The organism is Enterococcus sp. 125944 (assembly GCF_051909435.1).
Lineage (GTDB): Bacteria > Bacillota > Bacilli > Lactobacillales > Enterococcaceae > Enterococcus_D > Enterococcus_D gallinarum.
In genome coordinates this window covers 24,272-45,754 of sequence record NZ_JBQASY010000018.1, presented here as the reverse complement: position 1 = coordinate 45,754, position 21,483 = coordinate 24,272, and the positions used below count along the sequence as shown (strand labels likewise).

Here is a 21,483-nt window from a genome sequence, read left to right as displayed (position 1 = left end):
TCACTTTTTGATTTTAGTTCTTAACGATAATCGTTAATTCAGCTTCAGTGACTCCTTGTTTTTCTTTCGTTTCAGGGTCGTAGATATTGATTGTTGCTTTTGCTTGGTATTCTCCCTTAGCTAATGGTGTGATCAAATTGACGTTTTCCACAAACTGATTGGGATAAATTGCTCCTGATGAATAGACAAGTTCTCCATTTGATAAGGTTATGTCGACCGCAATTGGATAAACGTTGGTCCCAGGATTTACAATCTCGATTGAGCCAGAACTGTTTCCATCTTCAAAGACGGCTTCTGGGTTGATCTGCAACGTAAAGTAATTGGCATCCGCAATTTCCTGCGCACGTTCTGAGAGACGTTGATCCGTGGCATCGCCGGCTTCTGGCAGCAGATCGGCACTGATAATTGGTACTGGATCTTTCTGAAAATAGAAATATGCTCCCAGTCCACAGATGATTAAAGCGAACAATAATAGCCACAATAATCCTCGCTTTTTGTGTGCCCTTTCATGGGTTTGCTCCATAGGTCCCACCTCCTTATCTATGTCTTGTCTTCAGCAGCTGTCGTTAAATGTTCGAAAGATTCTCATGGAACAAAACGCAGAATAATCTGATATTTCGGAGCAAGCGACTCTTCATAATACCCGCCTTGCTGCATCTGGTCATCTGTGATCCAACGCGGGTAAGGACCATAGTAATGACCTGACAATTTAACAGGAACATGGCTTCTTTGAGATAGACGGACAAAATGTTGTTCTGCCATTCTTTCAGAAAGCTGGACCTCGGCTTCTTCCGTCTTGATGCTCAGTCGTAAGAGCGGAATCGGAATCCCCGATTCTGAGGCTTGATCCTGATGTATTGGTGTTACATAATCAAGTGGACTCTCGCCCTCAGCCAATAATGTAATTCCTGCATCATCAGTGATAGCAAGTTGTGTGACATACGTATCGACCGGGATCCTTGATTGATTCTGAATCTCATAGTCCGCGCTTTCAAAACTGCGATTACTTTCGGCATCATCATAGAGTGATTCAAAAATCATTTTGGTAGGAATCGTAACCTTTAAGTGTCCCAATTTAGAAGACACATCAATGCCAATCCAAAATTGATACGCCTTGTTTCCTACTTCCAATCGTGCATAGTATGTCCCATCTATAGTGGTATCGAGGGTGAGATCCGTCTCGATCACTCGAATTTCCGAAGAGAGATCCGCTTCAGTCAAGAGGTTCTTAGCTGACGCCCGGCTTTCTCGTAAAATCATCTGATGTAATTCATCATTTGATGCTAAATCATTAATGGCCAAACGATCCAATGTGATATTGTTGGCTCGATACTCGATACCTTTGATAACCTCTCGATCAATTGTTATATCTTCCAATGTGTTAACCGAAGGTTTCGAGAGAAAAAGTATTACTTTTGTAGCTGTTTCCAAACGTTCGTTTTCAGCTAAAATGATTTTAAAAGAACGGATCTGTTGCTGAGGGTCTTGATAGTCCCCCCATTCGATTCGAGGTGAGTCTTTCTCGATAACCACTGTGCTTCCATCTGTATTCTGATAAGTAATCGAAAGTACATCCACTGATTCGGTCATATAGCCGGTAATTGAGTCAGATTGATCACTGACAGGATGTAGCCCTGCAGAAAGTTCTTTCAGGGTATTCGGTTCCCAGATGTAAGTTCCGGGATGGCTACCATTATAATTGTTCATAAATTCAGCAGATGAAGAAAATGCAATGGGCTGAGAACTATCAATGGAATCATACAGAATCCAACGACCGGTATATTCATTATTGACTGGGATATTTGGTAAACTAGTTGATTGACTAAAGACGGATCTTTCTCCTAAGGTAAGAGACTTTAATCCTGACATACCTCCGAACAAGTTTGTCATAGTTACAGGAATCGCATCTGTTGTCCAATCGCTTAAATCCAATTCAGTAATAGCAACCGCGTTTTGAAAAGTACCAGTCATATTCTGAACTTTAGTAGTATTCCAATCTTTTACACTTACTGTCCTTATACTAGCATTTTGAAACATCCAACTTATATCTTCCAAGCTTCTAGTATTCCAATTATTCAGATCCAAATGGATGATCCCGCTTCTTGCAAACATCATACTCATTGTCGTAGCCAGTTGAGTATTCCAATTGCCTATTGAAAGTTCTTCTAAAGAAGTTGTCCCCGCAAACATCCTTGACATATTGGTTACCTTGGACGTATCAAAATTTTCTATGGCCAATTCTTTAAGTGAACTCGTGCCATTAAACATGGCTGTCATTTCAATTACCGAGGATGTATCCCATTGATTCAAGTCAAGACTTTCCAAGGAGCTTGCATTCCCAAACATCCAGTTCATATGAGTAACTGAAGACGTATCAAATTTATTCGCACCTTCGATTGCCCTTAAATTTGATGCCCCCATAAATAATTGTCCTGAATTTGCTGGTAGGACAACCGTTTCTTTAACAACAATAAATTCAGTAGCCATTGATGGAAGTTTCCAAGGTGCTGCATCCACAAGCCCAGCAACCCCTCCATAAAGCGTAATTGTTTTTGAAACTTCATCGTAGTCCCATGGAACAGTTCCCCAGAGAGAAAGCTGACGCTGATAAACGAACACAACTGTCTGTCCCGTATCCGAGAACGTTCCTGATACATTATCGGGTACCGTAATTAATTCCCAGCCTTCGATTGTTTTAGCTTCTGCGGTATAAGTGTCTCCGTAATAACCAGTCAATGTCGCACTCTCCGCAACGTCATTTCCAGATTCATCAACATATTTCACAAGAACTTCTCCGGCTGGAATTCGCTTATAAGTAAAAACGACGGTCTGGTCAACTCCAGTAAACGTACCAGCCGCATTTTGAGGAGTTGTCATTAGTTCCCAGCCCGATATATTCTTGGCTTCTGCGATATAAGATTCTCCTTGATAGCCATTCAGAAGCACGGTATTCGCAATCTCATTTCCAGATTCATCGACATGCCTAACTGTCACTATTCCTCCAGGAATCCGTTCATATATTGCTTGAATGACTGCTTCACCAGCTCCTTGTACCGTGATCAAGGAAGATTCTGCATAAACATCATTGACAGAAACCCCAATGCTGCTACTAATCTCCCACTTGACAAACCGCCAATTAACATTGGGTCTTGCCATTATACCTGGGATCGATCCCGTAGGTGTTGGACTCACAAATTGTTGAGGATTTCCTCCTTCTGGCGGATTAGCAATTAACTGGACTAAGGGATTATTTCGCTCTAGAGGATGATTCATTACTTGTTCTGATTCTTGCCTATTTGATTCGACGGTATTATTGGATTGAGAGATCTCCTCTGCATAAACCATATCTATGGGAATATGCGATAAAAGAATGGAGAAGACAACTAGAAATTTAATCAGTTGATCCATTTTTTTTACTTTTTCCATCATTCCCTCCTTTTGTATAAACTAGCGAATTTAACCATGCGTTTCCTACTCTACATAAGCAATAACTGCGTTTTTAAACTCGTTTAACATTCGAGCGTTTGTTATTGTCTATTTTTTAGACACATTCCTCCTTCCACCTTTTAAAATCAAAAATCTTCGTTTTTAATAAGCAAATAAAAAAACGGACAAATGACTTTGTATAAAGACAAAAATCCTTTGTCTCTAGACAGCGCAGATGAAGTGTGTCCCCCATAAGTAAGCGTCTCAAAAACGAAGGCTTTTGAGACAAAAGATTGAGAAATTCAAATTTCTCGAGATTAATCATAACACCTCAAAAAAAATAAAACCCACCAATATTTTCTTTACCTAGTGAAAAAATTGACGTGATGTTCCCCTTCTTCAGCAGAAAACATTTTCTTCCTCAGGGGATTACATAACAAACAAACCGATATATTTAAAAACAGCAATGTGACAGGGATTGTTTTTTTAGAATGTTTTATTTCCGTAAATAGCAAAAAAAACTTAACGACCGCCATTTTTTTCTTGTCCTTACTCAACGCCCTGCTCTCTTCTAGACAAACAAATTCAGCAATTATTGTTTTGGTTTATCTGCTATCTTCAAAGAAAAAAACTGAGTGGGGAAAAATAGGATGTTTGAAAACGAATTTTCATTTAGTCAGACAAAATAATTCGTTATTTTGCGTTATATACTTCATGTACAAAAAAAGGTATTCTTTCACTAAGAAAAATTTTCAACTGGAGGAATATAGATGTCAGGAATGGTTTATGGTTATGCGCGAGTCTCTACAAGACAGCAAGATCTTTCACGTCAATTGGATTTACTTGAGAAATATAACTGCCATAAAATTTATACAGAAAAGATTAGTGGTACGCAGGCCAATCGGCCAGAGTTGATCAAATTAAAAAAGCGCGTGAAGCAACAGGATCAAATCATCATCGAAAGCTTTTCCCGTCTTGGCCGCAGTACCAAAGACTTAATTGATTTGGTATATTTTTTTGAACAAAAAGGTGTGAAAGTAATCAGTATCAAAGAAAATTTTGATACTCAGACACCGCAGGGGAAATTGATGATGACCGTTTTCCAAGCATTTAGTCAGTTTGAACGTGATATTATTGTCGAACGTACCAAAGAAGGGCTGATTTCTGCACGGGCAAGAGGAAACATTGGTGGTAGACCCAAGGTAGATCCTCAGTTAATCCAAAAAGCTCTCCTTTTGTATCAAGAGCAGGGCTATTCAGTAGCAGAAGTTTGTCAAAAGACCGGTGTCAAGAAAGCAACGTTTTATCGTTATTTAAAACAATCAGCATTGCAAGGCTGATCACTTGGCTTTCCTTCGCTAACCCAGCAAACCACATCAAAAAACGACCATTGTTTTACGATGAAAGCAAGCTCATCACGAGTAATCCAATGGTCGTTTTTCTAATTTTAACACAGCAAATTTTCTAGTGTTTAATCAAATATTCTCTGGTTCTTCTTGTTTCTGATAATATTTTTTTTCGAAATCAGTCCATGATCGGCTAAATTGATGATTCGAAAAGGCACTCTTTAAGCCGGAGCTTTGTTTGAAACGAAAGACTTCTTCTGCCTCCATTCCCAATTCTTTGGCAACCCGATCATCTGTCCATCCGCTTGCTACTAATTGTTGAACGATTTTGCTCATTTTCTCGATACCATGAGTGCCTCGAGCTCGATTATGTCTAACAGTGGAAGCCATACGGTGTTCCAATGGCTTATCGATAACAGTCACTGGCACTTCTTTTAGGTTCAACCGTTCTTTGGCCACTTGATAGCGGTGAAAGCCGTCAATCAGTAAGTACCCTTCTTTTTCGTTGTCAAAATAACAGACTAATGGTTGTGTGAAGCCGTCTTCCCGAATCGACAACTCCAAAAGTTCCAACTCGGGTTCCGCTACTTTATTGGGATTGTAGTGATTGGCGTGAATTTGAATCAATGGAACCATTTTTACAGCTAGCACAGGAAAAGCAATTTTTTCCATTAAACAGAACACTCCCTTTTGAGAAAATAATAGTTCTTCGTTTGGCGAAAAACGGTGAACCCCTTTGTCTGGAACAACGCCACTTCATTAGGGTGATTCGTTGTGACTGTGATTTCTTGATCCGGATGTTTTTTTCGGATGTCATGCAGCATTTTTCTTAACAAAAGAGTTTTTCTGCCTGAAGCAGGCTCTTTTTCATAGAATTCGCCAATCTCGATGCGAGCTGTTTTTTTTTCATAGTAAGAGAAGCCCATCACCTGATTCAGCGAATCCACGATCACATACCAATGGCAATCCCCAGAATTAACGAGATAGGGAAATTGCTTTTGGTAGATTCGCTCAGCAAAGAAAGGCCCCATCAATTGATAGAAATGTCCTTTCTTATATGGTGGAAAAAAGACGATCAGCTGTTCTTTCAACTACTCCACATCCTTTCAACAAATAACTGATTACGGCTGATTCTTGGTCAATTGTTCATAGGTCTTTCCTAACTTCTTCAATTGGTATTTTGGCAGGTGTTCGATGCCTAATGCCGCACCAAATTCCACAGCTAACGCATAGAGTTCAGACTCGTCTTTCTTGGTCAATGCGTATTGTCTGGTACTCAAAGAAAAATCATTTTTTTCCAATGCTTTCGCGATCCCCTTCCAGTCATGCCAAAGTACTTCATTCTTCAGCCATTCTTTGCGTTTGGTTTCATCGGGGATCGCCTCTACATGAACACCGTACTTGTCCCGATAGTGAGCGATCAGAATCGATATTTTACGGTAGTAATGGTCTTGCAGATTTTTGGAATATAGCCCAATCGATTCCAGCAAAAAGACAGCGTACTCCTGCCAAGTCATGTGGGCAGGTTTTTGAGTATTGTAATGGGCCAACAAGGAAGTCCGTGCATACAAGCGGCCAAAATTCGCGCCCGAGACGCGGTTGACGACTTTCTCCCAAGTATCCGGTTCGACTAACGCATATTGAGAGAGTCCTTTTCGTTGCTGCAGGCCATATGGCTGACAAATCCGCATTTGGGAGAGGGACACTCCATAAGTGTAAAGCTTGTCATAAAAACCATTCATTTCCCAATCAAAGTGCGCATACGCCCCCCAGACGTCCTCTGTCTTCCAGTCATAAAGCGGATAAAAGTTGAGAATCTCCCCTTGACTGGTTTGATGCTTGATCCAGCAATGTCCTTGATAATTGAAATTCCGATTTAAAATAGCCCGGTAGCGATGCAAGCTTTCTTGGGTACGAATGCCGATGCCGCAGGCAACCGGCTCGCCTTTATGATGATTCGCATACCAAAAGGCAAAATTTTTCAGAAATTTATCTGGATTTAAATTTGCACTTTGGTACAGTTCCATCATTGATTCATCGAGATCTGCCAGCGAAATCGCATCCCTGGGCATTTCTTGGACCCACTTATCCCGTTCGGCTTCATCCCACATTTTCCACTGAGGTTGAAAAATACTAGTCGTGTTATCTTCATAAAATGGCAAGCAGAAATGATAGACCTGTTGAACGCTTTTCAGCTGTTTGATCGATTCCATAAAGTTCCGAGTTGAGCGATAATTGGCTTCGATGTCTAAAATCAACAAGTCAAATTTTTTTCCACTTTTTTGGGCAATTTGGTCAGCCAATTGGACCATTGCTCCACTGTCTTTCCCACCGCTAAAAGAGAAATAAACATGAGAAAAGGTATTGAATATATACGTCAGACGTTCCTCAGCAGCTGCCAACACATTGATATCGCAATATTTCTTCATAAACCCCGCTTCTTTTACTTATTTTTGATTGAATTTGTGCATGTATTCACTTTCATTATAAAGTGAATTGGGGCTGCTTACAAGCCTACCTCTTAATTGCAGAATCCTTCTTAACGAAATAAACATCCAAATATTTCCACTCTTTCTTTCGATTAGGAAAAAAATTTGTCTGTCTAACCCTGACATTGCTTGAGCTGGATCATCAATTAAGCGGATTGGGAAAATCCAATGGTTATCAAAACGTAAAAATCCCACTGGACTAGTTGCTAATCTAGTGGGATTTTCCTTACTCCAATGGAAAATCATCGTTCGTTTTTATTGTTTCGTCACTTTCTCCAGTTGAGTGTTTTTTTTCCACAAGACGTACACAACGATGACAGCAACCATTAAGATACCGCAATTCAACCATTTGGCATCATTTAATACGTGTAAATCTGGAGATGACAATGGATCGTTTCCCGATAGCTGTAACAAGATATTCAGCGGGCGATCAAAGAGAGTTGTCATAATCAGTAGAAAAGCCATCATGACGAATTGATGCGTGACACTCCCCTTATTTTGAGTGGTAAATTTGGCGATCATTCGCTGATCAACAGGCAAAGAAGGTTCCTGCGCATACCGTTGATTCAACCAGCTGCTGGTCAAAGATTGCCAAAAGCTTAATAAAAACAAACCAAGAACAAAACTTTGTGGAAAAAGAAGCACAAACAATGAAAGAGCCAAACCAGCAAGCAGAACTGGAACTGTATTTGGAGAAATACCTTGCAGAATACGTTTGCCTAAGATCATGGACAAAATCATTCCTCCAAGATAAGGCAAATACAAATAGCGAGTCAACGCCTCTGTCCCATGTAGACTTCCTAGATAAAGCGCTCCAAATAAGAAAACAAAATTCCCTAACATGCCATTTAAAAAAGTTAGCACGTTGAGCCATGAGGGCAGCTTCCAATGCTTCTTCGCTCGTCCCAGATAAAATACGGCACCTAAGAAGAGGAAAAAGAAACCATAAATCGCCCAATCAAGCAATTGGATATTTGCCAATAAACGTGCATTCCGCAGCAAAAAGAGTAACAAGAAAAAGATTAGAAAAAGAAGCAATTCTTTAAAGGCGATCACTTTTGAATTCATTTGCTTAAAGTCGATGCTATATCTAGGATAGTGGGTAACTGTATGGTAAGCCATGACGTAAAACATCGTATACAAGCCAAATGCGGCTATCAGCTTCGTTGTGCCTGACCATTCCATCACCACTAACAACAAAATCAGTAAGAACAATGCAAAAGGCACTTTTTTACGAGTCATATTGATAAATCCCAAGTTCTTTTCATGAAGATTGACCGTGCGATTCGTTGGAACTAGCCAAGAGGCACTCAGCCCTAGCAGACTACCGGATAAATAGAAAAATGGAAAATAATAAACACCTAGAACTCCAGCAAAGGCTCCAACACCACCCATCAGCAAAGCACCAATCAGCAGTGTATAACTGTCTAATCCCAAACGTATACTGCGGATGAGAAAAATTCCTGTCATCCGTAATGTATAAAATAAAGTAAACGGCAGAATCGTTAACCAACTCTTGCCATTATTCAATTCTAGGAATAACAAATACGGAATCACGATTACCGTATTACTTAAAAGAAATGGGGTCGTTTGTGCAAACGTCACGAGCCATTTCTTAATTCGTTGAACCATCAGGAACCTCCTTATTTCTCTCTACCAATCACTCATCTGTGGTACGATCTATTGACATGTACAAGTGATCGTTTCTCATTTATTATACCTTTTCTATATAAAGACCGCACGGCTTTCCATAAAAAAAGAAGCTAAGAGTCGAAGGCGTTATTCCTTTATCGCTCGTTTAGAATGTCGTTTTTATCACTTACATCTTTTCTTCCATTGAATTCAGTCATTCGCTATGCTACACTAGCGTTACTTTTGTTTGGCTGACGAACCGCTGCCCCAACCATGTTCGTTTGGACCAACTCGTTGCGAGTATTCGTGTTTTCGGATGCTCTTTTTGTCGCGTTTTTTGCCAAAAAAGAAAGTGAGTGAATCCAAATGATCCAAGTGCAACACCTCAACAAAAGCTTCAAAGTCGCGAAACGCCAAAGTGGTTTTCGTAATGCTACCAAGGCGCTCTTTCATCGAGAGGTTTCAACGATCCCCGCTTTACAAGATATCAGCTTTACGATTCAAGAAGGAGAAATGGTCGGATACATTGGCCCGAATGGTGCCGGGAAAAGTACCACCATCAAAATCATGTGCGGTGTTTTGACACCTGATGACGGAACATGCTTGATCAACGGGCGCGTTCCATGGAAAGAACGGATCGATCATGTCCAAGACATTGGCGTTGTCTTTGGTCAACGCAGCCAGCTCTGGTGGGATGTCCCAGTCATCGACAGTTTCGAGCTGATTCGTGATATTTATCGGGTCGATCCGCAAGTCTATCGGCAAAATCTGGAAGAGCTAGTCGCTTTGCTCGATCTAAGCGAAACGTTGAAAACCCCCGCCCGTTCCTTGAGTCTAGGGCAACGTATGCGCTGCGAGATTGCCGCTTCGTTGCTCCATGATCCCAAGATTTTGTTTCTAGATGAACCGACGATTGGCCTTGATGCGGTGTCTAAGATCGCAGTGCGCCAATTCATCAAAAAGCGTAATCAGGAAAAGGGAACGACTGTCATCCTAACGACCCATGACATGCAGGACATTGAAGCATTGACAGAACGCATTTTACTGATTGGTAAAGGGCAAATTTTATTAGATGGTCAATTGCCAGAGTTGAAGCAACGCTTCGCTGACGCCAAAACATTGCAGATCGATTATCTAGGAATCGCACCGACACTTCCAGCAGGCGTCACTGTAACCCAAGCAGAAATCGGGCGATTGGAACTAACGATTGATCCAAATCAGCTGACCGTGCCGCAAGCTATCACACAGCTTAGCCAGCAAGTGGAGATCACTGATCTGTCTGTTTCCAGTATCACAGCAGAAGAAATGGTTGCTAAGTTGTATAAGGAGTACCATATATGAACAAGTATCAGGCACTTTTTCGCATCCGTTTTACAAATAGTCTGCAATATCGATCGGCAGCATTCGCTGGAATGGTGACACAATTCGTTTGGGGCATGTTGGAGATTTTCGCTTTTCGCGCCTTTTATCAGACCGATCCAGCTGCTTTTCCAATGACCTTTCAGCAAACCGTTTCTTATGTCTGGATGCAGCAAGCTTTCTTAGCATTGTTCATGTTATGGTTTTTTGAAAATGAGATTTTTGATGCCATAACATCAGGAACGATCGCTTACGAGTTGGCTCGTCCAATGGATCTCTATGACCGCTGGTTTTGCCAATCGGCAGCGAATCGCTGTGCAAAAGCGTTGCTGCGCTGCCTGCCTATTTTTGCTATCGCCTTTTTGCTGCCAGTGCCCTATCGTTTGGTCTTACCAGAAAATCTAATGCGCTTACTGCTGTTTATGCTGTCGCTGGTTTTAAGTCTAGGCGTCGTAGTGGCTGTGTCCATGTTGATTTATATTTCGACATTCTATACCCTTTCTTCTCTCGGGGTGCGGGTCGTGATGGGGGCAATCGGTGAATTTCTCGCTGGCGCCATTATTCCGTTGCCATTTTTCCCACAGCCTTTTCGACAAATCGCTGAATTGCTGCCTTTTGCCGCGATGCAAAATGTGCCTTTGCGGATTTATAGCGGGGATTTGGTTGGAAATGCGTTATGGCTGAGGCTGGGAATGCAGCTTTTTTGGTTGGTGGTATTGGTAGCTGGTGGCAAGTTTTGGATGGCTCGTGCGTTAAAACGAGTGATCGTACAGGGGGGTTGAAGATGTCTCTTTACTGGAAATATTTTAGTATCCATTTGAAAAGTCAAATGCAATATAAGGTTTCGTTCTTCTTTACGGCATTAGGCCAATTCCTTGGTTCCTTTACCGCTTTTCTAGGAATTTTGTTTATGTTTTCCCGGTTCCATCAAGTGGATGGCTTCTCATTTGAGGAAGTGCTGCTGTGCTTTGCGACAATCCTTTTTTCTTTTTCATTAGCGGAATGTTTTGCTCGCGGATTCGACCTATTTCCGCAAATGATCGCCAATGGTGAATTTGATCGCGCATTGGTCCGGCCCCGACCGCTAGTCTTTCAAGTACTGGCTGCTAAAATGGAATTCACTCGCATTGGTCGGCTCCTGCAAGCATTGCTCTTGTTTTGCTATGTCTTGGCCACAAGTGGCATTGATTGGCAGCCGATCAAAGTGCTGACTCTGACTTTGATGATTCTCTGTGGTGCCGTCTTGTTCTTTTTTCTCTTTTTGATTTATGCCGCCATTTCTTTTTTCACCCTTCAGGGATTGGAATTCATGAACATCTTTACGGACGGCGCCCGTGAATTTGGCCGCTATCCATTTAGCATCTACGGCAAACATGTCTTGCGAATCTTGACCTATGTCATTCCAATGGCTTGGTTTCAATACTATCCCTTTTTATTTATCATTGGTCGTCTGGAGCAGCCACTATGGGCGTTTTCCCCATTACTATGCTTGCCATTTGGTATTCCCGCCCTCTTGTTTTGGCGCTTTGGTCTGAGCAAGTATGTTTCTACCGGTTCGTAATGAAAAAGGAAGTCCTCAGTCGGGGCTTCCTTTTTTCGTAAGTCTGCGGATATTTCTTTTAAAACGATAGGACAAAAAAGCCGAGCGAGTGTACAAGTCGATCCCAATTGCCAGCCAAACACCAGCGATCCCTAAATTCAAGCTATTGCCTAACACTATCACACCTACTATTCGTATCACCCACATCCCAAACGCTGTACTATACAATGGTGTCTTGGTGTCTCCCATTCCTTGCAGCACGCCAGCTAGAATGAGACTGATCGCTAATCCTGGTTGATTGAACGCATCGATCCTCAAAGCCACCACGATTTGACGAAGTGCTTCGGGATCTTTCGTGAACAAAGTAGCAACAATCGGAGACCCAATAAATAGTCCAATCCCTAAGAGACTAAGAATAATCACACCATATTTTACAGATAAAAAAGCAATTCGTTTTGTCTCATCATAATCTTTCTTTCCTATACTCATTCCCGTCAGTGTAGCAGCAGCCGTCGCCAACCCATAGGCAGGCATATACACAAAGCTTTCAATACTGCCAGCAATGGTGTGTGCTGAATAGGTTTTGGCACCAATCGCCACGATCAGACCAAAGTACAATACCTGTCCCAAACGCATCACTAACCGCTCCAACGCTGCTGGAAAAGAAATTCGCAACAGTTCATTGAAACTACTTTTATTCAATCGAGTAAACAATGGAAAAGCAATAACAGAATGCTGTACTTTTCGATAAAGTAATATCGTACCTAACGATCTGGCAATTAATGTTCCTAACGCTGTTCCCATCACACCTAAAGCTGGAATTGGCCCTACACCAAAAATCAAGACATAATCCACTACGACATTCAATACGTTCGTAATAATACCGATTTTCATTGGTGTTTTGGTATCTCCGATTGCTCGTAGCATACTTCCTAAAGTAGACATCGTTGCAATAACAATAGCTCCGCCCCCTACAATACTAAAAAATTGCAGGGAAGAATCAAGGGTTTCTTTTGTCGCTCCCATGATCGTTAAAAGCTGAGGTCCAGCTACTAAACTTACAATTCCAAGAAAAAGACCAGAGATGATTGCCAACAACAACGATTGCTTAGCGATCTGCTTTGCTTTTTCTAGGTTATTTGCGCCGATACTTCGTGAAATCAATGAAGATGTCCCAATTCCTAAAGCAATGAAAATAGCTATATATACATTCAATATTGCATTAGCCAAACCAACACCTGCAACAGCAAATAATCCGATTTTAGAAACCATCAATGAATCAATAAAGCCAACTGTCGTTTCCAAGATATTCTCCACAGTTGTTGGCAATGCCAAATGAATGATTCGCTCCTGGATTTGCATGTCTTTTGGCAAATCAGCATTTAATTTAGTCATATCCCGTCACTCAATTCAACTTGTTGTATTGGGTGATCACCCGTTTCAAGGCCTTCATTTCTTCATCCAAATCTGAACCTGCACTAACATGTATCAACGCATGATCCGCTTGGGCCTCCAAGAGGATTTGGCTGATTTTTTGAATGGCCGAACGAGCTGAGTTCAACTGGATCATGATATCCCCATAATCTTTATTAGCGACGACCATCTTTTTAATCCCAGAGACTTGCCCTTCAATTTTATTCAGGCGTTTAAGTAATTCATCTGTTTGATGTTCTTTGGCATGTGACATAGCGATTCCTCCTTTAATATAGGGGTACCCCCCACCCCTATTGTACGTAATCATTATTTCTAAGTCAAAAAGTTATGTTTAATTCTTCTATTGCTAAAGTCATTTCAACTATCTTTCCTCGGAGGTGCTACAACTCTGGTCATGAATGAGAGAAACAGACAGCAACAAACTCACTTAGTGCAACTTTTACAAGTACTGTCATATTATATAGTAATTTTACACTTTGAATATTGTTTTAAACACTATACTGTGAGAAAATCAAAGAAGAAAGATCAACTTAAAAGGAGCGAATCAACATGCAGCTATCTGAAAAGCCAGCAACTCATAAATCGCGCAAGCCAAAACGTCTTGTTTTCATCTTCCTCCCTACCCTGATTGTTGTAGTGCTGGGTCTGTTCTTGAATCACTTCAATTACTGGCCTTTTCAGGGTAGCAAAATAGCTGGTGTCCCTGATGGTCAGCTTGTTCAACTAGAAAATGAACCAGATTTGACGAGTTTGCTACTGGCATATGGTTCGCAACTAAAATTCAACACCACGGCAACCTCATTAACAGTCTATTTTGATCACTATCGCAAAGGTGAATTAAGTGCTCATGAATCAGTTGCTTCTTTGACTTATGAACAAGATGTTTCCATCAGTGGCTATTTAAACTTTGGTATTGCGGAAGGACAGAATCATTTATTGGTGAAGTTATTCTCCAATGGCGCCATGTCACAAACAGTCACCGATCTTTCCGACTATGACTTTCCCCTTACACAGGAAGACAGACAATTTGGTGCTGTGACTACTATCAAAAACGGCAAAGTGAAACTCGAGAAAAATAAAAAAGTCCCACTGCTTTATTTAGCAGAAGGAAATGATGGATTAAAAATCTATGATGATATGGCAAATAATCTAGCACCAGATAACTTGAAAACCTTACCAAATGCCTACTTAATTTACTTGATAATTAAATAACTTAAGTTCTCATAAGAAAACTACATGGCTTTGACTATCCCCTTCAATACATTTTTAAAAGAACAAAATGAACAGCAAAATCTTAGTTGTCTCCTTTAAATCGTTTTCCTTTACTTTTTTATGCTTTTTACTTATTATTCTTTTGAAATAAGAATAAATTAAAATAAAAAAGGAGAGCAAACATGGAAAAATATCAAGTGTTTCCTGGTCAAGACTATCAGGCAAAGGTTATTGGCTTTAGTGGTTTACAAGATGTTAGCGTTATTCATGTTTACGAAAATACAGCTACAGTGTTGATTCAAGGTACTTCTGAAACAGGAGTTGCGAAACTTTGCAACTTTTCAATCAAAACTGCATCATTGGTGGGATAAAACTTTCAGAGACTGAGGAAACTGATTTTAGGTACAGGATCCCCAAGACAGAAAAAAGGCAGCCCAATTAGTGTTGCTTCGTTGAAACACAAAAATGTATAAAGTATTTTTATTTTATTTATTCAATATCTCTCTACATTATTTGCAAATAATGTTAAAATAAAAAAACAGGAGATGTATCAGGCTTCCCCCAAGAGAATCTTCCCCAAGTGCTCTTGCCTGGTACTTCTTCCTTGTTTGTTTTTCGGAACTACAGAACAATGGTAAGCCATTCTTCTACGAATTTCAAGTGGTCTTATTGCTGAGCAAAACAAAGATTTACTATTCTATTTCCCTCAAATCTCCCAATAAAAAAACATTTCTTCTACTTTTGTTGATAAATTTCCAGCTACGGAGATCTGCTGATAATCCTATCCTCGAATAAAAAACTGCGAAGGCACTTCTTGTTGAAGCGTCCCCCACAGTCGTTATCTATGACACATTTCTCATTTTGATTTGAATCCTTCTAGTTTGGAATAGTCTCTGTATATACAGTCTTCTTTCCATACAATTCCTGTGTGATTCCTGAAAGATAATCGGCAGAGTTGGTGCTGCGAAGATTATACATTAGGAAAATCCCGTAATTTTCAGCCTTCGTCCGTTTAGCATATTGAATGCTTTGCGCTTGGTTTCTTCCTACTTCTACAGCCGCTGGTCCTAAACGGTCGGCCCCCATTCCAACAAAGTAAGGAACCTGCCAAGAGCCATAATATGGATTCCAGCTATAATCGATCGTCTTTGAAACATTTTCATTATACATTGAATTCTCGGCAGCGGGACCAATATTATATAGTGTGATCAGCTTATCTGTCCCAAGACGATTTCTCAATGCTTGAATAAGCCAAATGAATGACTGATCATTTGGTTGAGGTGTCCCATTTTTCCCGTATTCTGCATACTCATCATCAAAATCGATTCCGTCTAAACCATACGTTTTCACCACTTGTTCTAGCTCCGCAGCAAACGCATCAGCACTGGCATAATCTGTGAAATTTGCAAAACCAGCTCCTTGGTGATTTCCTAATATCGATAAGAGAACTTTTGTGCCTCGTGCTTGTAACGGTTTGATCTGGGTTTCCTTTTCGGCTAGTGTTTTTTGTACTTGCTCATTTAAATGAAGATAGGCTTGCTTTGTCGCTGGATCATAATTGATATTCGCAGCAAAAATGATCCCGATGTCGATTGCAGGTTTGTCCGTTCCGGCTAGCGTATATTTCCCAATGTTTCTAAATTCGTTGTCATTGACTTCAACATACATCACTGTTTTCGGTGTGACTTGATCGGCAGCCTGAGCTTCTAAAACCGGTGCGGCCAAAGAAAAGAGACTTAAAAGAACCATCACCACAAAAGCAACTGTGAATCTTCGAGATGGTTTCACTGCTAGTTGATTCTTATTGTTCACTGTCAACGCCTCCTATAATAATCAGATATTTACACATCATTTACGAAGAGTTTTTTTGCATAGAGTCTATTGTTCTGCTGCCATAAGCGCAGCTTCTTTCAATGGGTCATATTCAGGGCTGACCGCTTCTTCATACTTAGCAGCCAAAAACACTCGATTCACTTCATAATGAGAAGTGGCACGTTCGATTTGTTGACTTAATTCTTGAACTTGGCGATCGGAAAACTGGTCGTTCTTTCTAGCAAGATAATGTTTAGCAAAAGCTTGCGACTCCGCCAAAGAGTAGCCTTTTGATTCCAAAATCGCCGTTTTTGTCCAGAGAAAGTCCGTCTTCAACAACTGATCGTTTCTTCCTTGGATACCATCGCGGTCAATCGCATAAAGAAACATGCCTCCAGTTTCAGTTGTACGGACATAATTTGCGACACTATAGAGATTGCTGGACTCATAAGGTTCACGGGTATCTCCCCATGTTTGATTGGTACGTTCTTCAGGAAACGAGAGACCGACTAAATACTGAGACCGTTCGATACCTGTCTTTGAGAACGTGTTGTTCCATGAAGACTCCGCCCGCGTGGCATTCGATCCATATTGCTGCGCACCCAAAAAACTGAACGCTGATGAAACAGGAGTAAATGGCTCTAGGGAAAAGATATCTACAGTATCATAAATCAGCAGTGTATCTGTGTCTGACTTTGGTCCAATATAGTGGGAGAGGGCCTCGATCACCCCATGGGCGATTTTCAGTTGACTGGTAGTATAAGTACTTTCCATATCAAAATCAAGGCCATCGATTCCTGGTGTCATATATTTATCTAAAAGCTGCTTTGCATAATCGTCAAATTCTTTTGCTGTTGGTTGGCTTTGCGTTGTAGGAACTTTCAATAGTTCGCGATAATCTAATCCTCGTACAAGCTTTGTTCCTCGCTTGTGTAATTCTGGTGCATAAACATTGGCGACTTCATCAAAAAAGACTTTACTATCTGCATCACTCACATTTGCGTGGAACACATTGACCACATCAATACCATAAGGAATATCTGTCATTCGGATCTGATTATTTTGTTCAGATGGAATACTTTGATCTCTCCATGTGCGGTAATAGACCATAAATGTTTTTTCCGATTTCTCAACAGTCGTGGCAGATCCCTCAACCCCAAACAAAAACCCACAAAGCAACAACGAACTAGCGGCAAACAATCCCAAAACGACTTTTTTCATCAACATCCATCCTTTCAGAATAAAATTTGATACACTTTATGTTAGCGCTTACTTAATGAAATATCTAGGAACAAATTATAGGTATTTCATAACAAATTAAAGATTTTTCTTTAAAGTAAAAAAAGAATGCGCTAAAAAATAGCAACAAAAGAAGCCCTCTATTCTCATGAGGGCTTTCTTATCCTTTTCTTGCAAAACGGCAGTCTCCTAAAAAAGAATGGTGATTTTGATAACACATTTTTAGAGCATTGCTTAACTGCGAACAAGCAATTCAAACGGTAAAACGATTTGTTCCCTACTCCGTTCCTGGAATAGACGGAACGCTTCTTGTCCACAGAGGTGCAAATGGAATTCAACGGTTGAAAAGTTCAGTAATCGACTGATCAGTAAGTTTTCTTGACCGATAATCAGAGGTGTTTTTCTTTCCCCATATTGAGATAATATTGTCGCTGCGATTTCATCTCCATTGGTAATGATCCCGTCAACGCCCCGGTCTTTGAAAAAAACAGCCGCAGCCTCGCCATCTTCTGCTTTGATACAATCCCAAAAAATGTCCTCTTCTGAAAACCCGGGAAAGAGCTCCTTTGCTTTAGCGATCGTATTGATCGAATTACAGCTGAGTCGTTTGCTGCGGCCAAGAGTCAAGCCTAACCGTTTAACGCCTTGTTCTTTAAGATAAAGGATGCTGGCTGTCACTGAGCCAACTTGATCGATCGTTACAAATGGGACATCCGTTCCGCTGGCATCTTCGCAAAAAACGATAGGGCCATTTTCAAGATAGGGGCGAAATGTCTCAATATGGTTGGCACGAGTGATAACAATCAATCCATCGAACCCTTTGGCAGCGAACTCTTCTAAATAGTCCTTCTCCAAGGCTTTATCGAAATTAGTTGGTAAAAGCGTCACCTTATATTGTTGCGCAAATGCTTCTTCCATAATGCCATTTAGTATTCTATCGAAGAAGGGATGGTTGACAAATGGTACGATGACTCCCACATTGAATGTTTTTCCTGAGCTTAGTTTCTGAGCGATCTTATTCGGCTTATAGTTCAGTTCTTTCATCATGGCTAAAATGGTTTGACGCTTTTGTTCTTCCACATACGGATGACCGTTGATAACCCGGGAAACCGTAGTGATGGAATAACCAGTCATTCTTGCAATATCTCGAATCGTTGCCATAAACAGTTGCTCCTTATGCTATGTATTTTCACTGCTGCTTTATCTTCCTCTGTCTAGTTGTAGTCTACCATAAAAGGAATATAAAGACAGATTGTGGGGATGAAAAGGAAGATTTCTCTACCATAAGTGATAGACAAACAACCCGAAGTAGCTCTCCCTACTTCGGGTTGTTGATTACTCTTCTTCATTCCTATCTCATTTTTTCTACAAAGGCTTTTATTGAAGGATTTTGGCAGCCAGCGTCAAAACATTCCAAAAAACGTGGGGTTAACGCGGTGCGAACCAAAGCTGGATCCAGTGCTTTCAAACCTGACAGTAGTGGTTTTGCCATCACCTGTTTTACTTCATTCAATATTTCTGCATTGCGATTTTGTGATGCTTTCCGTTCTTTAGGATACCCATTTCCTTTGTTAGAACCAAAAGCACGGTCGAAGATTGTTTCCAGGTTTAGCTCTGCGCCCCAGCCGAATCCTTTAGCATAAGGCAAAGACAGGGCATTACCATTATTGATTTGCAAAAAAAGATATGCGTCGGTTGGTTCGATACAATACCCGCATATCACACCGGGATAGGCATTTAGAGACATTAATGCGCCTTGTCCAGTGCCGCAGCCAGTCACAATAAAATCAATCGCTCCTGAATGAAGCAGCAGTGCCGCTTGAATACCTAAATGAATATAAGTCAAACGTGGATTGTCTTTGCTGTAAGCTTCTGGCAGATCTTCTGATAATAAAGGTTCACTCATGCCAACATTATAAACCTCATGACCATATTTGTTGCCGATTGTTGTCAATTCATTTAGGATAATTGGATTCTTTGCTGCCTGACTAAATTCGTTCAAAAGTGCGATTTTCATTCTTTTCCACCTCATTTATTTTTAAAAAAAGATAATTGAAAGCTGCCAAAGCGTTTTTTTTCGTTTTAAAAGCGGCCATTAGTGAGTCGTTTTCTGTGAAATCGGTTAATTCCCGATAAAAATGTTTGTTCTGTCTAATTTCAATCGGGGTCTGCATTCTAGTGGCCAGTAAAAAGACCGTGTCCACCATTTCATCCTCGTACCAAAGAATTGGTTCTTTCAAAACCATTATTGCTACTTTAGGTTCAAATACTTCTGTCATACTTCCATGTGGAATCGCTGTATGATGACCGATACAGGTAGTTGTCTTTTGTTCCCTTTTCCAAACCGTCAGATAGAAATTTGGCGATACAAACCCTAAACTTTCTAGTTGATTGGATAAAAATGTCACGACTTCTTCTTTGTTTGTATATGTTTGATTTACGAAGATCAATCTTGGATCCAGCAACGGCTTGGATGCATCGGAAAAAATAGAGATTGATCCAGGTACAATTCCCCAACGAGAAAGAGCCGTTCGAATATTCACAAGATCTTTGTTTGAAGGAAGATAAGAAATCGGAACTGCAGTGACCGAATCTACTGGAACCATCGTTAAATAAAGGACATCTTTTCTGGTAGAGTCAATTTCTTCTTCTCGTATAATATAAATCTCTTTGATTTCTGGAATATTTTTTTTAATATATTCAGTGGCAAACAAACTTTGGGAACGGCCTCGATCCGTTACTAAATAAGCATCAACTTGACTTTGATTTCTCAATATAGCGGCTTCGATATACAAAACGATGTAAGCAATCTCATCTTCGGTTAACTGTACATTATAGTAGTCCTCAAATAATTGACTTGTTGACCAAACGCTCAAAAAGACGCGACCATAGAGTTTTTTCAAGTCTCGGGTCAATTCAGATGAATTTTTGTGCCCGTATTTCATTCGAAAAATAGCAGAACGAAGATGGTTTGTCAGTTCTTCTTCCAAAATTTTGTCTTCCGTCAATGGCTGTTGCAAAATTTCTGAAATAGATGAAATGATTGTATGAACAAATTCAAGCAAATCGTTATCATACTGATTTTTTAAATTAGTGAGTGCTGCCGAATCCTTCCAGCGCAATTTATTTGATACAAGAATTTCCGCAGTAAGTATTCTTTTATCTACCTCATTGAATGTTCCGAATCCTCTTTTTTCTAATCCACGATAAAGGGTTTCAACAAAACTATATTCATTGGTGTATTCTCTTTCAAAATCATCAATCGTTGGCATATCAGAGGCATAAGAAAATCTTCCAACGCTCAAAATCAGCATGATTCGTATTTTGATAAATGAGGTATTAGAAAATTTGATTTTCCAATCACTTTCTGCTTTTCGAATAATCTCAGAGATTTCTTCAACAGATATTCCTCTGGCAAATCGTTGCAAAACAACAGTTTGTTTTTCATCTTCTTGCAGAAGGATCGCATCTCGAATCGCTACCCGTTTTGAATATTCATCACCTACCAAAGTAAGTCCTTTTCCGGGAATCGTTTGAATCATAATATGATGATCAGCAAACCATTCTTTCACATGACTCATTAGTTTTCTGAAAGTAGGTATACTGACATATAATTTTTCAGCTAATTCTACTTGAGTGATAAAGTGATTACTCGCCCTTTCCAACAGCAAACAAATTAATGTCCATTCATCATTTTGGGAAATTCCTTCAGGTATAGAAAAATCACTAAAATGTTTTAATAACTGGTTTTGTTTATTTGGATAGAGAACAAATAAGATCCCTCTACCAGGCTTCGTATCAATTCGTCCAAGTTTATTTTCTACCAACAAATCATCGATTTGGGCGATTTTCCTCCGAATCGATTTTTCAGATTTGCCAACATATTCAGCTATTTTTTTGATAGAGGTCTCCGGATTTTTCTGAAGAAAACGTAAGATCTCTCTCTTTACCAATTTGTCTTTTATCAAATCCAAAGCCCTCCTATCAGATTCTG

General features: G+C 40.2%; 19 protein-coding genes. 6 read left to right on the top strand and 13 right to left on the bottom strand.

The window, feature by feature from the left end; translation table 11 throughout:
- Nucleotides 1-13: 13 nt before the first annotated feature.
- Together ACTFWY_RS14275 and ACTFWY_RS14270 are read right to left on the bottom strand one after the other, a co-directional pair.
- Nucleotides 14-523: a hypothetical protein gene (locus tag ACTFWY_RS14275; RefSeq protein WP_103300190.1), complete on the bottom strand. Its 510-nt coding sequence runs from the start codon at nt 521-523 to the stop codon at nt 14-16.
- Nucleotides 524-585: 62 nt separating this feature from the next.
- The gene (locus tag ACTFWY_RS14270; RefSeq protein ID WP_230322296.1) at nt 586-3,426 is read right to left on the bottom strand and encodes a BspA family leucine-rich repeat surface protein; all 2,841 of its coding nucleotides are present in this window, start codon (nt 3,424-3,426) and stop codon (nt 586-588) included.
- A 770-nt stretch (nt 3,427-4,196) separates the two neighbouring features.
- On the opposite strand from ACTFWY_RS14270, the gene ACTFWY_RS14265 reads away from it, so the two are divergent.
- Nucleotides 4,197-4,766, top strand: coding sequence for a recombinase family protein (locus tag ACTFWY_RS14265; protein WP_103300189.1), 570 nt, complete (start codon nt 4,197-4,199; stop codon nt 4,764-4,766).
- Nucleotides 4,767-4,901: 135 nt separating this feature from the next.
- Here the strand turns inward: ACTFWY_RS14265 and ACTFWY_RS14260 are convergent, their stop codons facing one another.
- The 4 genes from ACTFWY_RS14260 to ACTFWY_RS14245 form a co-directional block, all read right to left on the bottom strand.
- Nucleotides 4,902-5,444 carry an IbrB-like domain-containing protein gene (locus ACTFWY_RS14260; protein ID WP_311828130.1) on the bottom strand — a complete coding sequence of 181 codons (543 nt, stop codon included), beginning with the start codon at nt 5,442-5,444 and terminating at the stop codon, nt 4,902-4,904.
- Nucleotides 5,444-5,863 (bottom strand): hypothetical protein, encoded by a 420-nt coding sequence (locus tag ACTFWY_RS14255; protein WP_103300188.1) that lies wholly within the window; start codon nt 5,861-5,863, stop codon nt 5,444-5,446. The genes ACTFWY_RS14260 and ACTFWY_RS14255 overlap by 1 nt, the downstream gene beginning before the upstream one ends.
- Before the next feature lie 30 nt (nt 5,864-5,893).
- Nucleotides 5,894-7,201: a DUF3440 domain-containing protein gene (locus tag ACTFWY_RS14250; RefSeq protein ID WP_156247738.1), complete on the bottom strand. Its 1,308-nt coding sequence runs from the start codon at nt 7,199-7,201 to the stop codon at nt 5,894-5,896.
- Nucleotides 7,202-7,516: 315 nt separating this feature from the next.
- Entirely contained in the window at nt 7,517-8,893 is a 1,377-nt protein-coding gene (locus tag ACTFWY_RS14245; protein WP_439926438.1) for a hypothetical protein, read from the bottom strand.
- Between the two features lie 366 nt (nt 8,894-9,259).
- On the opposite strand from ACTFWY_RS14245, the gene ACTFWY_RS14240 reads away from it, so the two are divergent.
- From ACTFWY_RS14240 to ACTFWY_RS14230, 3 genes are read left to right on the top strand one after another with little or no spacing between them, the layout of a single operon-like run.
- Nucleotides 9,260-10,234, top strand: a complete 975-nt coding sequence (locus ACTFWY_RS14240; protein WP_311828128.1) for an ABC transporter ATP-binding protein — start codon at nt 9,260-9,262, stop codon at nt 10,232-10,234.
- Nucleotides 10,231-11,034, top strand: a complete 804-nt coding sequence (locus tag ACTFWY_RS14235; protein WP_311828127.1) for an ABC transporter permease — start codon at nt 10,231-10,233, stop codon at nt 11,032-11,034. The genes ACTFWY_RS14240 and ACTFWY_RS14235 overlap by 4 nt, the downstream gene beginning before the upstream one ends.
- A 2-nt stretch (nt 11,035-11,036) precedes the next feature.
- The gene (locus tag ACTFWY_RS14230) at nt 11,037-11,813 is read left to right on the top strand and encodes an ABC transporter permease (RefSeq protein WP_311828167.1); all 777 of its coding nucleotides are present in this window, start codon (nt 11,037-11,039) and stop codon (nt 11,811-11,813) included.
- A 15-nt stretch (nt 11,814-11,828) separates the two neighbouring features.
- Here ACTFWY_RS14230 and ACTFWY_RS14225 read toward each other — a convergent pair whose 3' ends face one another.
- Both ACTFWY_RS14225 and ACTFWY_RS14220 read right to left on the bottom strand, forming a co-directional pair.
- A complete protein-coding gene (locus tag ACTFWY_RS14225; protein ID WP_311828126.1) occupies nt 11,829-13,187 on the bottom strand; it encodes an MATE family efflux transporter in 1,359 nt (452 codons plus the stop codon).
- A gap of 10 nt (nt 13,188-13,197) precedes the next feature.
- Nucleotides 13,198-13,479, bottom strand: a complete 282-nt coding sequence (locus tag ACTFWY_RS14220; protein ID WP_138371188.1) for a metal-sensitive transcriptional regulator — start codon at nt 13,477-13,479, stop codon at nt 13,198-13,200.
- A 296-nt stretch (nt 13,480-13,775) separates the two neighbouring features.
- Here ACTFWY_RS14220 and ACTFWY_RS14215 point away from each other — a divergent pair, with 296 nt between their 5' ends.
- Nucleotides 13,776-14,438: a hypothetical protein gene (locus ACTFWY_RS14215; RefSeq protein ID WP_311828125.1), complete on the top strand. Its 663-nt coding sequence runs from the start codon at nt 13,776-13,778 to the stop codon at nt 14,436-14,438.
- Between the two features lie 182 nt (nt 14,439-14,620).
- Nucleotides 14,621-14,809: a hypothetical protein gene (locus tag ACTFWY_RS14210; RefSeq protein WP_003125527.1), complete on the top strand. Its 189-nt coding sequence runs from the start codon at nt 14,621-14,623 to the stop codon at nt 14,807-14,809.
- A 505-nt stretch (nt 14,810-15,314) separates the two neighbouring features.
- Here ACTFWY_RS14210 and ACTFWY_RS14205 read toward each other — a convergent pair.
- The 5 genes from ACTFWY_RS14205 to ACTFWY_RS14185 form a co-directional block, all read right to left on the bottom strand.
- Nucleotides 15,315-16,187 carry an endo-beta-N-acetylglucosaminidase H gene (locus ACTFWY_RS14205; protein ID WP_050762652.1) on the bottom strand — a complete coding sequence of 291 codons (873 nt, stop codon included), beginning with the start codon at nt 16,185-16,187 and terminating at the stop codon, nt 15,315-15,317.
- Nucleotides 16,188-16,316: 129 nt separating this feature from the next.
- Nucleotides 16,317-17,471 (bottom strand): EndoS/ChiA family endoglycosidase, encoded by a 1,155-nt coding sequence (locus ACTFWY_RS14200; protein WP_230322295.1) that lies wholly within the window; start codon nt 17,469-17,471, stop codon nt 16,317-16,319.
- Between the two features lie 252 nt (nt 17,472-17,723).
- Nucleotides 17,724-18,650: a LacI family DNA-binding transcriptional regulator gene (locus ACTFWY_RS14195; protein ID WP_171917314.1), complete on the bottom strand. Its 927-nt coding sequence runs from the start codon at nt 18,648-18,650 to the stop codon at nt 17,724-17,726.
- Nucleotides 18,651-18,840: 190 nt separating this feature from the next.
- Entirely contained in the window at nt 18,841-19,506 is a 666-nt protein-coding gene (locus tag ACTFWY_RS14190; protein ID WP_003125523.1) for an RpiB/LacA/LacB family sugar-phosphate isomerase, read from the bottom strand.
- Nucleotides 19,478-21,457 carry a BglG family transcription antiterminator gene (locus ACTFWY_RS14185; RefSeq protein ID WP_253937979.1) on the bottom strand — a complete coding sequence of 660 codons (1,980 nt, stop codon included), beginning with the start codon at nt 21,455-21,457 and terminating at the stop codon, nt 19,478-19,480. Before ACTFWY_RS14185 ends, ACTFWY_RS14190 begins: the two co-directional genes overlap by 29 nt.
- Between the last annotated feature and the right edge of the window lie 26 nt (nt 21,458-21,483).

Coding starts and splice junctions, on each gene's coding strand:
- ACTFWY_RS14200 (WP_230322295.1), bottom strand. CDS start 17,471: ATGAAAAAAGTCGTTTTGGGATTGTTTGCCGCTAGTTCGTTGTTGCTT.
- ACTFWY_RS14265 (WP_103300189.1), top strand. CDS start 4,197: ATGTCAGGAATGGTTTATGGTTATGCGCGAGTCTCTACAAGACAGCAA.
- ACTFWY_RS14220 (WP_138371188.1), bottom strand. CDS start 13,479: ATGTCACATGCCAAAGAACATCAAACAGATGAATTACTTAAACGCCTG.
- ACTFWY_RS14230 (WP_311828167.1), top strand. CDS start 11,037: ATGTCTCTTTACTGGAAATATTTTAGTATCCATTTGAAAAGTCAAATG.
- ACTFWY_RS14225 (WP_311828126.1), bottom strand. CDS start 13,187: ATGACTAAATTAAATGCTGATTTGCCAAAAGACATGCAAATCCAGGAG.
- ACTFWY_RS14260 (WP_311828130.1), bottom strand. CDS start 5,444: ATGGAAAAAATTGCTTTTCCTGTGCTAGCTGTAAAAATGGTTCCATTG.
- ACTFWY_RS14270 (WP_230322296.1), bottom strand. CDS start 3,426: ATGGAAAAAGTAAAAAAAATGGATCAACTGATTAAATTTCTAGTTGTC.
- ACTFWY_RS14215 (WP_311828125.1), top strand. CDS start 13,776: ATGCAGCTATCTGAAAAGCCAGCAACTCATAAATCGCGCAAGCCAAAA.
- ACTFWY_RS14210 (WP_003125527.1), top strand. CDS start 14,621: ATGGAAAAATATCAAGTGTTTCCTGGTCAAGACTATCAGGCAAAGGTT.
- ACTFWY_RS14250 (WP_156247738.1), bottom strand. CDS start 7,201: ATGAAGAAATATTGCGATATCAATGTGTTGGCAGCTGCTGAGGAACGT.
- ACTFWY_RS14190 (WP_003125523.1), bottom strand. CDS start 19,506: ATGAAAATCGCACTTTTGAACGAATTTAGTCAGGCAGCAAAGAATCCA.
- ACTFWY_RS14205 (WP_050762652.1), bottom strand. CDS start 16,187: ATGGTTCTTTTAAGTCTCTTTTCTTTGGCCGCACCGGTTTTAGAAGCT.
- ACTFWY_RS14275 (WP_103300190.1), bottom strand. CDS start 523: ATGGAGCAAACCCATGAAAGGGCACACAAAAAGCGAGGATTATTGTGG.
- ACTFWY_RS14245 (WP_439926438.1), bottom strand. CDS start 8,893: ATGGTTCAACGAATTAAGAAATGGCTCGTGACGTTTGCACAAACGACC.
- ACTFWY_RS14235 (WP_311828127.1), top strand. CDS start 10,231: ATGAACAAGTATCAGGCACTTTTTCGCATCCGTTTTACAAATAGTCTG.
- ACTFWY_RS14240 (WP_311828128.1), top strand. CDS start 9,260: ATGATCCAAGTGCAACACCTCAACAAAAGCTTCAAAGTCGCGAAACGC.
- ACTFWY_RS14195 (WP_171917314.1), bottom strand. CDS start 18,650: ATGGCAACGATTCGAGATATTGCAAGAATGACTGGTTATTCCATCACT.